Origin of the sequence: Arthrobacter sp. KN11-1C (assembly GCF_052180225.1) — a bacterium.
Taxonomy (GTDB): Bacteria; Actinomycetota; Actinomycetes; order Actinomycetales; family Micrococcaceae; genus Arthrobacter.
Map to the genome: position 1 here is coordinate 1,392,849 of NZ_CP197467.1, position 16,551 is coordinate 1,409,399.

Annotated in this window: 10 protein-coding genes; 7 read left to right on the plus strand and 3 right to left on the minus strand. The window is 65.5% G+C overall.

Annotation, left to right across the window (positions count from 1 at the left end):
* Positions 1-244: 244 nt before the first annotated feature.
* Positions 245-955, minus strand: a complete 711-nt coding sequence (locus tag ACSBOX_RS06580; RefSeq protein ID WP_442545326.1) for a 3'-5' exonuclease — start codon at positions 953-955, stop codon at positions 245-247.
* Positions 956-1,043: 88 nt separating this feature from the next.
* Between ACSBOX_RS06580 and ACSBOX_RS06585 the strand changes: the two genes are divergently transcribed.
* From ACSBOX_RS06585 to ACSBOX_RS06595, 3 genes are all read left to right on the plus strand, one after another.
* Complete coding sequence (locus tag ACSBOX_RS06585; protein ID WP_442545327.1) at positions 1,044-1,460, plus strand: MGMT family protein; 417 nt, start codon at positions 1,044-1,046, stop codon at positions 1,458-1,460.
* 83 nt (positions 1,461-1,543) lie between these two features.
* Positions 1,544-4,807, plus strand: a complete 3,264-nt coding sequence (locus tag ACSBOX_RS06590) for an ATP-dependent helicase (protein WP_442545972.1) — start codon at positions 1,544-1,546, stop codon at positions 4,805-4,807.
* Positions 4,804-8,340 carry an ATP-dependent helicase gene (locus ACSBOX_RS06595; protein ID WP_442545328.1) on the plus strand — a complete coding sequence of 1,179 codons (3,537 nt, stop codon included), beginning with the start codon at positions 4,804-4,806 and terminating at the stop codon, positions 8,338-8,340. Before ACSBOX_RS06590 ends, ACSBOX_RS06595 begins: the two co-directional genes overlap by 4 nt.
* Before the next feature lie 92 nt (positions 8,341-8,432).
* Here ACSBOX_RS06595 and ACSBOX_RS06600 read toward each other — a convergent pair whose 3' ends face one another.
* A complete protein-coding gene (locus tag ACSBOX_RS06600; protein ID WP_442545329.1) occupies positions 8,433-9,731 on the minus strand; it encodes a macrolide 2'-phosphotransferase in 1,299 nt (432 codons plus the stop codon).
* Positions 9,732-9,874: 143 nt separating this feature from the next.
* On the opposite strand from ACSBOX_RS06600, the gene nudC reads away from it, so the two are divergent.
* Genes nudC through ACSBOX_RS06615 form a run of 3 tightly spaced genes read left to right on the plus strand, consistent with a single transcriptional unit; the run spans position 9,875 to position 13,616 of the window.
* On the plus strand, positions 9,875-10,861 hold the full coding sequence (gene nudC / locus ACSBOX_RS06605) for an NAD(+) diphosphatase (RefSeq protein ID WP_442545330.1): 987 nt from the start codon (positions 9,875-9,877) through the stop codon (positions 10,859-10,861).
* On the plus strand, positions 10,858-12,990 hold the full coding sequence (locus ACSBOX_RS06610) for an ATP-dependent DNA helicase UvrD2 (protein ID WP_442545331.1): 2,133 nt from the start codon (positions 10,858-10,860) through the stop codon (positions 12,988-12,990). The genes nudC and ACSBOX_RS06610 overlap by 4 nt, the downstream gene beginning before the upstream one ends.
* Positions 12,990-13,616, plus strand: coding sequence for a M48 metallopeptidase family protein (locus tag ACSBOX_RS06615; RefSeq protein ID WP_442545332.1), 627 nt, complete (start codon positions 12,990-12,992; stop codon positions 13,614-13,616). The genes ACSBOX_RS06610 and ACSBOX_RS06615 overlap by 1 nt, the downstream gene beginning before the upstream one ends.
* A 15-nt stretch (positions 13,617-13,631) precedes the next feature.
* Here ACSBOX_RS06615 and ACSBOX_RS06620 read toward each other — a convergent pair whose 3' ends face one another.
* Positions 13,632-15,077, minus strand: coding sequence for a zinc-dependent metalloprotease (locus tag ACSBOX_RS06620; RefSeq protein WP_442545333.1), 1,446 nt, complete (start codon positions 15,075-15,077; stop codon positions 13,632-13,634).
* A 395-nt stretch (positions 15,078-15,472) separates the two neighbouring features.
* Here ACSBOX_RS06620 and ACSBOX_RS06625 point away from each other — a divergent pair, with 395 nt between their 5' ends.
* Positions 15,473-16,501 (plus strand): YlbL family protein, encoded by a 1,029-nt coding sequence (locus tag ACSBOX_RS06625; RefSeq protein WP_442545973.1) that lies wholly within the window; start codon positions 15,473-15,475, stop codon positions 16,499-16,501.
* The last annotated feature ends 50 nt before the right edge of the window (positions 16,502-16,551 follow it).

The window sequence follows — 16,551 nt, forward strand, 5'->3', positions numbered from 1 at the left end:
CGCCAAACTTAATTATGTCATCCGCCTATTCAGCGGAAAATTGACGGCGATAAGACGTGTGATTCCCGGAAAATCCGAATTAAATTCAGCGCACTATGCGGATTGCCTTTGAAGTGCCGCACCCTCCGGCATTGAGGGGGAATTCGTGACTGACGTCCAGCTGGCTTTCAGGCAGCAAGTGCAGTGTGACGTGCATCCCACCATGCGGACGACGGGAAAGCGTCCGGTCCGTGGACCGGAAGCTTTAGAAGTCTCCTCGGCTGGCATCTTCCGGGGGGAGAACCGGCCAATTGCCTTCGATGACGGCTGTCGGTTTGGTCTTGCGCAGGTAGCTCTGGAAATCGGCGGCCTGGGCAGCGGCCCAATCAACCTGCAGGTGGTGGAGCTTGGAAGCGGGCATGTGCAGCTTCGGGAACTTGCCGGCCATGGCGTCAAGGACACGCAGGGTGGCAAGGGCGTCCGCGGCGGAAGTGTGGGCGTTGTCCAGGTTCACGCCGTACTCCTCGCACAGCGCGGTCAGGGTCCGCTTGCCCTTGCGGTACCGGTCAACCTGCTTGTTCATGACGTAGGGGTCAAGGACCGGGAAACGGGTCAATTGCGGCACGCCGTATCGTGCTGATTCGGCGGCCAGGACCGTGAAGTCATAGCTGGCATTGAACGCAATGACCGGCACGCCGTCGTCGAACAGTTCCTGGAGCGCGGCAGCAACTTCGCGCGTCACGTCTGCCGCCGGACGGCCTTCGGCCCTCGCCTTTTCCGTGGTGATCCCGTGGATCTCGCTGGCCTCCAAGGGAATCTCCACACCGGGATCCGCCAACCATTCGAGCTCCTTGACGACGCCGCCGTCGTCGTCCACTACGGTGACCGAAGCGGTGACGATCCTGGCCGAACGGGAATTCCGCCCCGTGGTCTCGAGGTCGAACGCGGCGCGGGGGAGGGTGTTCCAAGAGCTCATGCTTCAACGCTACCGGCGCCCTACGACAAGAACCGGACCGACACTCCTTCTGCGCCGATCCGGCGGTCCATGCCGATAGGCTGGTGGCATGCGGATGGAGTTTGTGACGGCGGTGCTGGCCGTCGTGGATCTCATGCCGCCCGGCGTTGCCGTGTCGTACGGGGATGTTGCCGAGCTCCTGGGTTCAGGCGGTCCCCGCCAGATCGGATCCGTCATGAGCCACCATGGGAGCGCGGTGGCTTGGTGGCGGGTACTGCGTGCAAGCGGCGAGGCGCCTCCGGGGCTCGAGTCCGAAGCGCTTCACCACTACATGGACGAGGGAACACCGCTACACGGCGCCTACGCGGAATACCTGCGGACTGGCGAGGGCCGCTGGCGGGTTGACTTGGCGCGTGCCCGGTGGGCTCCGACGGACCGGGACTTCGACAGTATCGATGCGATCTCAGTCCAACTCGAGCGTCAGCTCCATAAATTGTCGGTGCCCGATGATGAAATGACCGTGTGAGTCCAACACCGACACCCCACGCAGCAACGCAGCAAGCAACAACATCGCCGCGGCAGGCACAATCCCGGCACGCGCCTGCCCGCTTGCGCCTGCTTCCCCCGCGCGAGGTCCGCTACGCAGCCCCGGAGTTGTCCGCCGACCAAGCTGCCGTCGTCGGGCTCCCGCACGGATCCGGGCCGGTCCTGGTGCCGGGGGCGCCGGGCACCGGGAAGTCCACGGTGCTGGTGGAAACGGCCGTCCGGCGGGTCCAGCGTGACGGCGTGGATCCGGAACGGATCCTGATTCTCGCACCCGGCCGGCATGCGGCGTCGGCGCTGCGGGACACCTTTACGGGGCGGCTGGACCGCAGCCTGAGTACGACGCCGGCGCGCACTTGGGCGTCATACGCTTTCGACCTGATCCGGCGAGCCAAAGCCGAGGGCGTACTGCCGCTGCAGCGGCCCCCCAAACTGCTCTCGGGACCGGAACAGGACCTCATCATCAAGGAGCTGTTGGAAGGGCACGCCCGGCCGGGCTTTGAACTCCCGTGGCCGCACGACTTGTCCGCCGCGCTGCCCACGCGCGGTTTCCGGCAGGAGATCCGGCAGCTCTTCGACCGGATCATCGAATCCGGACGCACTGCGGAAGATCTGACGTCGCTTGCCTACGAATGCGGCAGGCCGGACTGGATTGCCGCAGCGGACCTCTATTCGGAGTACCGCGACGTTCTGGACCTGCGCATGCCGGAAGCCTTTGACCCCGCCGGAATCATTACCGCGGCGCGCCAGATCTTCCAGGACTCGCCCGGATTCCTGGCGGCTGAGCGCGAACGGTTGCAGTTGATCCTGGTGGATGACGTGCAAGAGGCAAATCCCGCCGTGTTTGAACTGCTCGCGGACATCGCGGAAGGAAAGGACGTCTTGGTGGCGTCCTCTCCGGATACCGTGGTCCAAGGGTTCCGCGGTGCGCGCCCCGACCTTGTGTCCGAACTGCCGCGGCTTCTCGGCGGCCTTGAGGGCGCCGTGCGGGAGCTTCCGCTATGGCACACCCACCGCCACCTCCCCGACGTCGCGAAAGCGTGGACCGGCGTGGCAGCGCGTATCTCGCAGCGGGCCGGGGGCCAGTTGGCCCGGCGTCTGGATCCGCTGCCTGCACCGGCGGAGGAGGCGCCTTCGGGCAGCGCGCGGGCCGCAGGCCGGGTGGAAGCTCATGTCCTTCCCTCCACCGTCCACGAATTGCGCTACGTGGCTCAACGCATCCTCGAAGCACAGCTGCGCGAGAACCACGAGTTCGGCGACATCGCCGTGATCGTGCGCAACGGTGGGCAATTGGCGCAATTGCAACGCTATTTGAGCGGCCAAGGAATCCCGGTCCGCGTCCCGGTCGCGGATTCCGCGGTCCGCGATGAAGTGGCTGTTCGCCCCCTGCTTGAGGTGTACGGAGTGGTGTTGGATACCGCCAAGCTGACGCCTGAGTCCGCGGTCTCCCTTCTCACATCGAGGATCGGCGGGGCTACAGCCATCGAGTTGCGCCGCCTCCGGCAATCCTTGCGCCGGGAGGAGCTGTTGGGCGGAGGCGGTCGGTCCAGCGATGCGCTCCTCGTTGAAGCGTTGCTGGAGCCCGGAGCGCTGGGGTCCTTGGGTATCGAGGGCAGTTCGGCACGGCGTTTGGCCCGCATGATCGCGGCAGGACGTTCTGCGGCCGCCGAACCCGGAGCCAACGCGGAGACGGTGTTGTGGGCTTTGTGGCAAGCCACGGGGTTGGCTTCGCGCTGGACGGAAATGGCGCTCGACGGCGGCGCGGCCGGCGCCCGCGCGGACCGGGACCTCGACGCCATGATGGCCCTGTTCCACACGGCCGAGCGCTATGTCGACCAGCTTCCCGGCTCCGGTCCCGAACAGTTCCTGGAGTATCTGCTCAGCCAGGAACTCCCCATGGACACCCTTGCCGCCAGGGCGCAGGTGGAGGAAGCGGTGGAGCTCATGACACCGGCCAGCGCAGCCGGGCGGGAATGGGCCGTGGTCATCGTGGCGGGCCTGCAGGAAGGCGTTTGGCCCAACACCAGGCTCCGGGGTGAACTCCTCGCGAGCACTTTGTTTGCCGATGCGGTGGAGCATGGGGTTGAACATGCCTTGCAACGGGGTCCCCTCAGCAGGCTTCGGGATATCCGCTACGACGAACTGCGTAGCTTCTCCACAGCCGTTTCACGTGCCCGGGAAGTCCTCATCTGCACGGCGGTCTCTTCCGAAGACGAGCAGCAATCTGCCTTCCTCGATTACGTGGCGCCTTTGGAACCGGGACAGTACTTACGTGAGTACACGCCGGTGGGCCGGCCCATGACGCTGCGCGCCCTGGTGGCCGAGCTGCGGCAGCGCGTTCAGCCGGACGACGTTGCGCTTGCCCGCCCGGGCGTGGGCGAGGATGCCGCTGAAGCTGCGCGCGTCCTGGCACACCTTGCCACCGCGGAGCCCGCGGTGCCGGGCGCGCATCCGGATTCCTGGTGGGGACTTGCGCCGCTCAGCAGCGAGGAACCGGTGGTCCCGGCCGAGGGTACTGTGTTCGTTTCTCCGTCGAAGGTGGAAACGGTGCACAAATCGCCGTTGGATTGGTTCGTCCAGGCGGCCGGGGGAGAAGCCGCCACCGACTTTGCCCGAAGCCTGGGCACCTTGGTCCACGCAATTGCCCAGGAACTGCCGGATGCTTCCGGCGCCGAGTATGTCGCGGAGCTGGTGCTTCGCTGGCCGACGCTGGGCATGAAGGACAACTGGGAGGGCAGGCTGGACTTCCAACGGGCAGAGCAGATGGTCAAGAAACTCGCCCAATACGTCCTGGTCATGCGGAGCGAAGGCCGCAGCCTCGCGGGCGTCGAAACGGACTTCGAAGTTCCCCTGCAGGAGGTGCGCTTGGGCCACGCCGCAGAGGATCCGGAAGCTGTCCGGAACGCAGTGCTCCGGGGACAAGTGGACCGGCTGGAGATAGACGCAGAGGGCAGGCTGGTGATTGTCGACCTCAAGACGGGCAAACGGCAGCCGGGCAAAGCCGAACTCGCCAGGCACCCCCAGTTGGGCGCGTATCAAGCTGCGGTGTTGCACGGGGCGTTCCAGGAAACTGTTCCGGGATCCGTTCCTGGCGGTGCCGTCCTCGCACAGCTGGGGACCAAGACGAAGACTCCTGCGGTCCAGGTGCAGGAGCCCTTGGATCCGGGAGATAACTGGGCACAGGACCTGGTCAGCGAGGCCGCCGTGCTCATGGCCGGAGCAAGCTTCGAAGCACGTCACGATCCCTCAAAAGGCAGCCACGGTGGCCACGGCTGCCGGCTGCCCGATATTTGCCCGTTGTGCGCCAGGGGAAAGCAGGTCACTGAATGAGCGTCCACACACTTGCAGGAATCGGGGCGGAAGAGTCCGCCGCAGCTGACGCGGCCTTGCCGGAACCCCGGTTTTCGCCCGGCGAATTGGCCGATATCCTCGGCGAACGGAACCGTCCCACGGAAGAGCAATCTGCCATCATTGCGTCACCGTTGACTCCCCGGTTGGTCATCGCCGGCGCCGGATCCGGAAAAACCGCAACCATGGCAGACCGTGTGGTGTGGCTCGTGGCGAACGGATGGGTTCGCCCCGAAGAGGTCCTCGGTGTCACCTTCACCCGTAAAGCGGCGGGGGAGCTGGCCAGCCGTATCCGCGCCAAGTTGGCCACCCTGCAACGCATCGCGTCGTCGGACAACGGGCAGTACGGTTTCCCGGAGGGAGTCGCGGGTTCCGATGAGCTTGAACCCAAAGTGTCCACCTACCACTCGTACGCCAGCGGGATCGTGTCCGACTACGGCTTGCGCCTGGGTATCGAGCGCGATGTGGTGCTGCTCGGCGGCGCCCAGGCCTGGCAGCTTGCGAGCGAAGTGGTTGAAGCGTACGACGGCGACTATGAGCACTTCAGCGCTGCCAAGTCCACGTTGGTCAACGCCGTGATGCAGTTGGCCGGCGAATGCGCCGAACACTTGCGCGAACCCGCCGAGGTTCAGCGCTGGTTGATGGACCGCGTGTCAGAATTCGTCCAGTTGCCTTATACGTCCGCGGCGAAAAAGAACCCGTCCCAGGCTGCGGGCGATCTCGGTGCCATGTTGCGGACCAGGGCCAGCGTCGCGGACATGGTGGGGCGTTACCAAGAGGCCAAGAGGAACCGCGGAGTCCTCGACTTCGGCGACCTCGTGGCGCTCGCTGCGAAGATTGCCCAGGACATCCCACTGGCAGCTGCCACCGAGCGGGCCCGCTACAAGGTGGTGTTGCTGGATGAATTCCAGGACACCTCGCACGCACAACTTGTCCTGTTCTCCCGCTTGTTCGGGGAAGGGCATGCCGTGACGGCGGTGGGGGATCCCAACCAGTCCATCTACGGATTCAGGGGTGCTTCGGCCGGCCAACTATTCCACTTTGTCCAGGAATTTCCCGTCCGGGTGGAAGACAGCTTTGGAACGGCATCCCTTGCGACGGCACCCACCTCGTACCTGACCACTGCCTGGCGGAACGGGCGCAACATCCTGGCCGCCGCCAATGTCATCTCCGCGCCGCTCAACAAAGCCGCCGCGACTGAAGGAGCCCCCGGCTCCAGGACCGAAGACACTGCTGTGGCCGTGCCACCGCTGCAACCGAGCCCGGCGGCCGTGGACGGCAACGTAGTACTCGGACGTTTTGGCACGGACGAAGACGAAGCCGCAGCGATTGGGCGGGATGTCCGCCGCTACCGGCGCACCGTCTTTGAAACCGCGGCCGACGGTATCCCGGTTTCCCCCACCATGGCAGTACTTTGCCGCCGTCGGGCACAGATGGAATGCTTGCGGCGTGAATTCGAGGTCCAAGGGATTCCGTATGAAATAGTCGGCCTCGGCGGGCTCCTCGACACCCCTGAAGTGGTGGATCTCGTGGCTGCGCTCCGGGTCCTCGCGGATCCCGGCCGTTCAGATGCGCTCATGCGTTTGCTGGCCGGCGCCCGGTGGAGGATCGGAACTGCGGATCTGATGGCTTTCCGTGACTGGTCCCAGTTCCTGGCCAGGCGGCGATCACACGGCGGTGCGGGAGACGGCGGTGCCGAAGGAAACAGCGCAGCGGACGATGCGTCAGGTGCGGACGAAAGCCCGATGGAGACGGTTGTCGAAAGCGACATTACGGATGCGGCCAGCCTTGTGGAGGCGCTGGACTTCCTGCCGCGTCCAGGATGGACTTCCGGCCATGGGCGCTCCCTCAGCACAGTGGCCTTGGACCGCCTTGGGCGCTTGTCTGCGGAGCTTCGGAACCTGCGGGGGTTCATCGGAGACGATCTGACCACGTTGATCGGCGAGGTGGAGCGCGCCATGCTGCTGGACATTGAGGTCGCTGCGAAGCCCGGGACGAGCATCCATCAGGCCCGCCGGAACCTGGACGCATTCCATGATGCCGCGGCGGGTTTCCTGCAGACTTCTCAGCGCGTGGACCTGTTGGCTTTCCTGGGGTGGCTTGAAGCGGCCGCAACAGAAGAAGGCGGACTGGACATCGCCGACGCCGAGGTGAACCACGAGGCCGTGCAATTGCTGACCGTCCATGCCTCCAAAGGTTTGGAATGGGACGTTGTCTTTGTTCCCGGCCTTAACGCCGGAGCCTTCCCGAGCAACCGGGACTCCCGGTGGAGCAGCGGTACCGCGGCCCTGCCATGGCCGCTCCGAGGCGACCGGGCGGATCTCCCCCAATGGGATCTGGACCAGCCGGACCAAAAGGGCTGGCTGGACGCCGAAAAGGACTTCAAATCGGAAGTCCAGCACCACGGCGAGGCCGAAGAGCGGAGACTCGCCTACGTTGCCTACACCCGGGCAAAGTTCGTCCTGTGGGCATCGAGCGCCGCGTGGAATGGTTCCCGGGCCGGCATTGCCGAGACATCGCCCTTCCTTGCCGAGCTGGCCTGCCTTGCCGGCAAGGCAGGCAGCGATTCCGGTGGAGCATCGGCCGCATCGATCCACCCCCAGTCCCTCAGTGAAGACGCGCTGCCCACAGAGAGCCCCCTGACTGTCGGCACCGAGGTGGCGATCTTCCCCTATGATCCGCTCGAGGGCCCGAGCGACCCTCGCACGGGGGAACGGCTCCGCCTGGTACCCGGCCGGCGGGCCGCCATGGAGGCGGCGGCGGCCAGGGTGAGGAACGCCGTCGACGCAATGCGGACGGATTCGCCGCTGGTCATGGATGCCTCGATGACCCCGCTCCGCGGAGCGGCGGCCGGTTGGGCAGCCGAAGCCGAGATGTTGTTGGAACGGCAACTGCGGCGGAAACCGGTCCAAGACGTCCATTTGCCCGGACACATCTCGGCATCCATGTTCGTCGACCTGGGAGACGATCCGGCCGCTGTCCTTGCCCAGCTCCGGCGTCCGGTGCCCCGGCAACCCGGGATCTCGGCACGCAAAGGCACAGCCTTCCACTCCTGGGTCGAGGAATACTTCGGAACCACGGGAATGCTGGATCTCGACGAAGCGCCCGGCTCTGACTCCCACATCGACGAAGCCTATGGTCTCGATGAGATGGTGGCGACGTTCAGTCATTCAGAATGGGCACACCGGTCCCCGGCCTTCGTCGAAGTTCCCGTGGAAACGAGGATCGGGGACGTCGTGGTGCGCGGACGGATTGACGCTGTGTTCCGCGGGGCGGACGGCACGTGGGAACTGGTGGACTGGAAAACGGGCAAGCGTCCGTCCGGCAGGCAACTCAAGACCCGCGCCGTGCAACTGGCCGTCTACCGGCTGGCATGGGCGCGCCTCAAGGATGTGCCGTTGGAGCACGTCAGCGCAGCGTTCTACTACGTTGCCGATGACGCTGTCGTGAGGCCCCACGACCTGGGCACCGCCGATGAACTGGAGAACATCATCGCTTCCGCACTGGGCAACTGAAAACGCTGGCAACTGAAACCACTGGGCAGCCGAAACCACTGGCAGCTAACACCGCTGGGCAGCCGAAACCACCGCAGCCAAGCCGGGACGGACTAATGGTCCTTGGCGTCCTGCAACGGTGCGGGCTCCACTACCTGGAGGGCCGTCGTCGAGGTGTCGTCTGATTCGGACGGCGCCTCGGGGGCCGGGGCTGTCCCGTTTGCCACTTCTCCCGAACCGTCCTCGGCGGCTTCGTCCGCGGCAGCATCCGTAAGGGGTGCAACCGTGACCGACCGCGTTGCCGCGGCAGTTTCCGGACGGGCCTCGGGAGCAGGCCCTTGAACAGGCTCCGGGATCGCCGTGACACTCACCGTGGGCTTTGCTGAGTCGCCCTCAGCGGCCGTGGCTTCCGAAGCCATGACAACCGCGGGTGCCGCAAGAGCGTGAGCGGCTGCAAGTTCCGCGGCGGCGGTCTCGGCCTCCTCGGCAGCCAACGCGTTTTGCTCTTCGATGTCGTCGGCGAGGGACTTGAGCATCGCTTCGGCTTCTGCCGTCATTTCGCCGTGGCCGGCTGCCAAGGCCTTGACGAGATATTGGGCCAGGGCGAATTCGGCAAGGAGCGCCGAGCGGCGCAGCAGGTGGCCGTCAGGCGTGTCGCGTCGGGCTTCCGTGTAGTGCCGCATGACGGATTCCACGAATCTCTGTTCGTTTGACGCCACGAGCCACGCAAAGTCATCGGCGGGATCGCCGATGCGCAGATCGGTCCATCCCGTCACGGCCGTGACGTTGTCGCCGTCGACCAGCAGATTGTCTTCATGGAGATCGCCGTGGACGACGCACGGGTTGAAACGCCACAACGCCACATCCTCGAGTGCGTGCTCCCAGCGACGCAGCAGGGCGGGCGGAATCTTGCCGGTGGTGGCTGCCTGGTCCAGCTCGTTCAACTTACGCTGGCGGAATTCGTTGGCCGTGTAGCTGGGGAGATCGGCGTTGTTCACGAGCGATTGGGGGAGGTCGTGGACGGCCGCCAGCGCTGCGCCGATCTCCTTGGCCAAGGCATCACTGCAGGTGGACAGCTCTTCGATGCTGCGCGTGGCCCCGGCCAAGTGGGCGTAGACAAAGGTGCTCAGCGCACCTTGGCGCACCGTGCCTGCCACAGTGGGCATCAGAAAAGGCAGCTCGGCCCGGATTGCCGGTGCGAAAGCCCGCAGAATCATGAATTCGGTTTCCAACCGGGCACTGGCTTCCGGATGGCGCGGCGACCGGACGCGCCAACGCTTGCCCTCCGAGTCCAGCAGGAGCGCCGAATCGAAATCGGCAGCATCATCCGGGGCGGAGGCGGCAGCCATCGGCGTCAGGCCGGGCACCGCCGCAGTAGCTACAGCGGCCAGTTCGAACGGTGTTCTTCTCACGTCTTCCACGGTAGATTGACAAGCGCCTCTGGCAGCGATGCAGTGCGGCGAGTCTTGAGATCCGCTGGAAAACAGCATTCAAGGGCGTGCATCGCTGAAAGATCCAAATGTCAATTGTCGGTGCGAGTCAGTACGGTAGGTACATGAGTTTCACCGAGTTCCAGGCGCCGGCAAACCACCTTATCGATACCGTTCTTCCGGTGCGCCCTGCCATGGTTGACCGCGGATCTGCCGAACGCCTGAAGCCAGGCATGCTGGACGAAGTGATCTCCTCGGGAGAGGCCAAGGCCATGGTGTTGTCCCAGCGCCAAGCCCTCGTAGTGGGCGACCAGCTGTGGCTGGGTGACGCCGCGCCGCTCTTCGAGGCCCTTCAAGCGGCCGGCGGACCGCTCACTGCCATCTATCTCGGCCGGACCCTCGCTGCTTCATCGGTCCCCGAGAAAACGCCCATCGTCCTCTTTGTGCCAGCTGAGCCGCTTTCGCCCGGAGTCGCGGGCCTTCCAGCCGACGGCTCCTGGGCAGGATTCCGGGAAGTCGCTGCCCGTCTAGGCGCCATGGACACGGCCTTGTTTGTTGAGGCCAGCGCCATATCCAATTGGCATGCCACCCACACCCATTGCCCGCAGTGTGGAACTCCGACGGAAATCGAAGCCGGCGGCTGGGTCCGGCGGTGCCCGCGGGACAAATCGGAACACTATCCGAGGACCGATCCGGCCATCATCGTCACCGTGGTCGGTTCCGACGGCAGGCTGCTCCTGGGTGGAGGAGGGCCGCTTGACGCCAAGAACTACTCCACGCTGGCCGGCTTCGTGGAGCCGGGGGAATCGCTTGAGCAGGCCGTGGTCCGCGAAATCGGCGAAGAAGTGGGCGTTCGGGTCACCGCTTGCCAGTACCTCGGCTCGCAGTCGTGGCCGTTTCCGGCCTCGCTTATGCTCGGGTTCACCGCAACAACGGACGACGTCGAGGCCCGGCCCGACGGCGTCGAGGTCACCCGGGCGCGCTGGTTCAGCCGGGCGGAACTGCAGGCAGCCGTGCTCAGCGGTGAAATCACGATCTCCACGAGGCTTTCGATAGCGCGTTCCCTGATCGAGCACTGGTACGGCGGCGTCATCGAGGACCTCCTGCAGTGACCGAGGGCATTTTCAGCGACACCGTTTCACTCGAGGACCGGATTCTCGGCGGCCTTGACGCCGAGCAGCGGGAAGTCGCCAGCAACCTCAACGGGCCGATGTGCGTCCTGGCCGGAGCGGGTACGGGAAAAACCCGGGCCATTACGCACCGCATTGCCTACGGGGTGCACTCCGGGGTCTACAGTCCGCAGCGACTCCTGGCTGTCACCTTCACCTCCCGGGCCGCCGCCGAGATGCGCAGCCGGCTGCGGGATCTCGGGGTCGGAAATGTCCAGGCACGTACCTTTCACGCCGCGGCGCTGAGGCAGCTCCAGTTCTTCTGGCCGCAGGCAATCGGCGGCGTCCTGCCGAACTTGCTGGACCACAAGGCGAACATGATCGCCGAAGCGGCGCGGCGGCTCCGGTTGAGTACCGATCGGGCTTCCATCCGTGACCTTGCTGCCGAGATCGAGTGGGCCAAGGTTTCCATGCTGACGCCGGCCAACTACCTTGAGAACGCGCACGGCCGCGGCACTCCGGGAGGCTTCGACCTCACCGCCGTCGCACGGGTTTTCCAGTCTTACGAGGACGTGAAGACGGACCGCAATGTGATCGACTTCGAGGACGTCCTGTTGATCACGGTGGGCATCCTCCAGGAAGACCCGAAAGTGGCAGCCACGGTCCGCGAGCAGTACCGGCACTTTGTGGTTGACGAGTACCAGGACGTTTCCCCGCTGCAGCAGAGGCTTCTGGAGCTGTGGCTCGGCGGCCGCGACGAACTCTGCGTCGTGGGTGACTCCAGCCAGACCATCTACTCCTTCACTGGCGCCTCTCCCAAGCATCTCCTCGGATTCAAGGGCCATTACCCTTCCGCGACGATCGTCAAACTCGTTCGCGACTACCGTTCCACGCCGCAAGTGGTGAAGCTAGCCAACGATCTCCTGGGGTCCCGCCGCAGCGGTGGGACGGTTGCCGACGCCGCTTGGGCCAAACCCCTGCAGTTGGTGGCCCAGCGCCCGGCCGGACCGGAGCCCCGGTTCATGGAATGCCCCGACGACGAGGCCGAGGCGGCGGTGGTCGCGGGCCGGATCCGGGAACTGATCGACGCCGGCACCAAGGCGAGCGAGATTGCCGTGCTTTTCCGCACCAACGGCCAATCGGAAGCGTACGAACAAGCACTTGCCTCTGCGGGTATCGGCTACCAGCTGCGGGGCGGTGATCGTTTCTTCGCCCGCAAGGAAGTCCGCGACGCCATCCTGCAGCTGCGGGCGGCCACGCGTGCCGTTGCCGAGGATTCCGGCAAGGAGCCGCTCGGCCAACTGGTCCGCGACATCGTGGCTTCGCTCGGCTACACGGATGCCGCCCCACATAGCGGCGGTGCCCTCCGCGAACGCTGGGAGTCGCTGGCAGCACTGGTGGCACTCGCGGATGAACTTGTTGTCAGCCGCGGGCCGGAATTCACGTTGATGGAATTCGTCAATGAACTCCAGGAACGTTCGGTTGCGCAGCACGCGCCGACGGTCCAAGGCGTCACCCTCGCATCGCTGCACGCCGCGAAGGGCCTCGAATGGGATGCCGTGTTCCTGGTGGGTTTGAGCGAGGGCCTCATGCCTATTTCCTTTGCCGACACTCCCGAGAGCGTGGACGAGGAACGCCGCCTTCTCTACGTCGGGATCACGCGGGCACGCGAGCACCTGAACCTGTCCTGGTCCACGGCCCGCACGCCCGGCGGTCGTGCCAACCGCAAGCCTTCGCGCTTCCTCGACGGGCTCCGTCCCGATTCGGTGCTCGGAGCCAGCGCGCGCAGCCGCGCCACGCCACGGCGCAAGGCGGCCGCACCGGCGTCGTGCAGGGTCTGTGGCACGATGCTCGCCACTGGCGCCGAACGCAAGGTGGGTCGCTGCAGCCAGTGCCCGCCCACGTACGAAGAACAGACCTTCGAGGCCTTGCGGCAATGGCGCAAGGAAGAGGCCTTGAGCAACGATGTCCCCGCCTACGTGGTCTTCACGGACGCGACGTTGACGGCCATCGCCGAAGCCCGGCCCACTTCGCTTGAGGAGCTTGCGAAACTCGCCGGCGTCGGACCGTCCAAGCTGGAAAAGTACGGCGAAGCCGTGCTGGCGGTTCTGGTCGAGAACGGGTCGGCCTAATGCCTCCGGCCGCGCGCCAGCCGGCTTTGCCGCTGACCACCGACGACGGCACGCCCGTCGTCGTTCGTCGCTCCGCCCGCCGTCGTCGTACCGTGGCGGCCTTCTGGGAGGACGGGAACGCCGTTATTGCGATCCCTGCCCACTTCACGAAGGCACAGGAGAATGAATGGGTCCGGCGGATGCTGGACAAGCTCAAGCGGCAGGGGGAGCGGGGCGCCCAGGGGGTTGGCAGGAGACGGCCCGCGAGCGACGCGGCACTTGCCGCTCACGCGGCGGAACTGTCGTCCAGGTACCTCGGCGGGCGCGCGGCCCCGACGTCGGTCCGCTGGGTCAGCAACCAGAAGTCACGGTGGGGATCGGCTACTCCGGCGGACGGGACCATCCGGCTTTCGGACAAGCTCCGGGCCATGCCGCAATGGGTGATCGACTACGTGCTGCTTCACGAACTCGCGCACCTGCTGGTGGCCGGGCACAATGCCGCGTTTTGGCGCCTGCTGGAGGCGTACCCCGAAACTCAGCGGGCGAAGGCCTTCCTGGAGGGCGTCGCCTTTGCGACGTCGCGGGGGCTTGGACCGGATGAAGAAGGCGCCGGCGCACCAGCAGGCTGCGACGCCGACGCCGACTAGGCGTTTGAGGAGTGGCTACCCTTTGGGCTCTTCGGGTCCCGTGTTGTCGGGGGAATCTCCGTCTTCAGGCTTCGGAGCCTCCGGGCTGTCCTCTGTGTTCTCCTCATCCTTCGGAGTGTCGTAGCCGCCTTCAAGGAGCTTCTGCAATGCATCGTCCACCTCGGTGTCGCTGGCTTCAGCCAGGCGGCGCCGTTCCGTGAAGCCCGCCGGGTCGTCGAGGTCGTGTGCCGTGGGGAGCAGGTCGGGGTGCTGCCAAATGGCGTCGCGGCCGGCGATCCCACGTTCGTCCTTCAACGCGGCCCAGAGGGTCGCGGCTTCGCGCAGGCGCTTCGGGCGCAGCTCAAGTCCCACCAGCGAGGAGAACGCGTGTTCAGCGGGTCCACCCGTGGCGCGGCGCCTGCGCACGGTCTCCCGGAGTGCGACGGCGGATGGCAGCACGTTCTCGGTGGCGGCGGCGGTGAGTTCGTCCACCCAGCCCTCGACCAGCGCCAGGGCCGTTTCGAGTTTCTCGAGGGCGGCCGATTGTTCGGGAGTGCGTTCGGGGGTGAACACTCCTTGGGAGAGGGCTTCTTGAATGCCCTCGGGGTTACCAGGGTCCAGGTCTCGGGCAAGGTCCTCGACGCGGGAAATATCGATGTGGATGCCTCGGGCGTACGCTTCGATGGCTCCGAGGAGGTGGCCTCGCAGCCAGGGAACCTGCACGAAGAGCCGGGCATGCGCGGCTTCCCGGACGGCGAGGAACAGCCGGACGTCGTTCTCCGGGATGCTCAGGCCTTCGCCGAATTTCGCCACGTTGGCGGGCAGCAACGCCATTTCGAGATCGGCGAGGGGAACGCCGATGTCGGTGGAGCTGACCACCTCGGCGGACAGTGCGCCGATTGCCTGGCCCAGTTGCATCCCGAAGATGGCTCCGCCCATGTTCTGCAACATGGACGAGGTACCACCCATCATGGCCTTCATTTCTTCCGGCATCTGCTGGGTCAGCGCGTCCGACAGGGCATTCGCGATGCTGTTGGCCACCGGCTCCGTCAGCCGCTTCCAGGTAGCGAGGGTGGCTTCGACCCATTCCGCGCGGGACCAAGCGCGGCCGATCAGCCCGGTCGCTTGAAGGTCGGTGACAGGATCCAACCAGAGTTCCGCGAGCCGGAGCGCTTCGTCCACCTCGCGCGCCTGCACGGCGTTCACCGAGGGATCAGTGCCGGCAGCGGCAACGCGGCGGGCGTTCTCGTGGGCGAGCTGCCAATTGACAGGGCCCTCGGAAGTGGAGCTCATCATGGCCTGCACCTGGGCGAACATTTGCTGGAGCATATTGGGGTCGTTCGGCAGACCCGCGGCCTTCGCCAATTCGGCGGGGTCGATATTGCCCATGCCTTGCCCGCCCATCAGGTTCTTCAGCATTTCTGCCAAGGGATCCACGGGTGAATCGTCTCCATTGGAGGGGGTATTGGGGTTGGAAGTCATGGTGCCGCCGATCGTCGGTGTGACTGGTGATCACTTTCAAGGTACCGCGATGCCCGGGGGCTGTCTGCCTCAGGAACGCGTCGTTCGCTCTAGGCAAAGCACGTCTGGCAGGCACAGCAAGTAGGGTGGATCGTTGGTATGTTTACCGGCCTCCATCATGAGGGGTCGAAACGGTAGCGTTGGGCACATGGTTCCCGGCGCGGAGAGGCCTTTCATTGACTAGTTTGCCGAGCCCCGGAGCTGCCGGGGAACCGGGACAGCCTCTCGGCCCCTCCAACCCCCAGGGCGTCCCGACGTCGGACGCCCGTTTCGCGGCGGGGGAGGCCGCACAATCGCAGGAACCAGGGCAGGAACCGCCCCGACCGCCACGTCGCCGGGACGGGCGGTACATCGCGATGCTCGTCTCCGGCGCGCTGACCATCGTGTTGGGAATCGCCGCGGCCGTTCTCCCTGTTCCCTACGTCGTGGAATCTCCCGGGCCCACGTTCAACACCCTGGGCACCGACCACAACAAACCGGTGATCAGCATTACGGGACACGCGACGTATCCCGCCAAGGGCAACCTGGACCTGACCACCGTCTACATCAACGGCGGCCCCAACGGACCCGTCAACATTTTCGAGGCGTTCCAAGCGTGGCTGGACGGTTCAAAGGCCGTATATCCCGAAGAACTTCTCTATCCCAAGGGCACCACCAAGCAGCAATCCGAACAGGAAAGCGCGGTCGCCATGACCACCTCCCAGGAGAACGCCGTTGCCTCGGCCCTCCAGGAGGAGAACATTCCGTACGGGCAGAAGCTTGAAGTGGCGGGATTGTCCGACGGCTCGGCCTCCGCGGGCAAACTCCAAACGGGGGATGTCTTTACGTCGATCAACGGCAAGGCGATCACGTCCCTGAACGTCGTCCAAACCGCACTGGCCGACGGCGCGGGGGCGCCGGCCGCCGTCGTCGTCGACCGGAACGGCAAGCCCGTCACGGTGAGCATCACCCCGGGCAAGGGCTCAAACGGCAAGTACATTTTGGGCGTGCTGCTGCAGTACAAGTTCACCTTCCCGTTCGACGTCAAGATCTCCCTGGACCAGGTGGGCGGACCGAGTGCCGGCATGATGTTCGCACTGGGCATCATCGACAGCATCACCCCCGGCGACCTCACGGGTGGCAAGCATGTTGCCGGCACGGGCACCATTTCGCCGGACGGCACCGTGGGCCCGATTGGTGGAATCGCCCAGAAGATGCGCGGGGCCCGCAATGGCGGCGCCACCCTTTTCCTGGCGCCCGCCGCCAACTGCGACGAGGTCGTAGGGCACATTCCGGACGGGCTTCAGGTAGTCAAAGTGGACACTCTGGCGGACGCAAAATCAGCCGTTGAACGACTCGCCTCGGGCCAGGACATGTCCCGCCTCCCGGCATGCTCCAACAACTAGACTGATGATGGAACTTAGCTCCACTGCCACTCGTGGCACTAATGACGGCC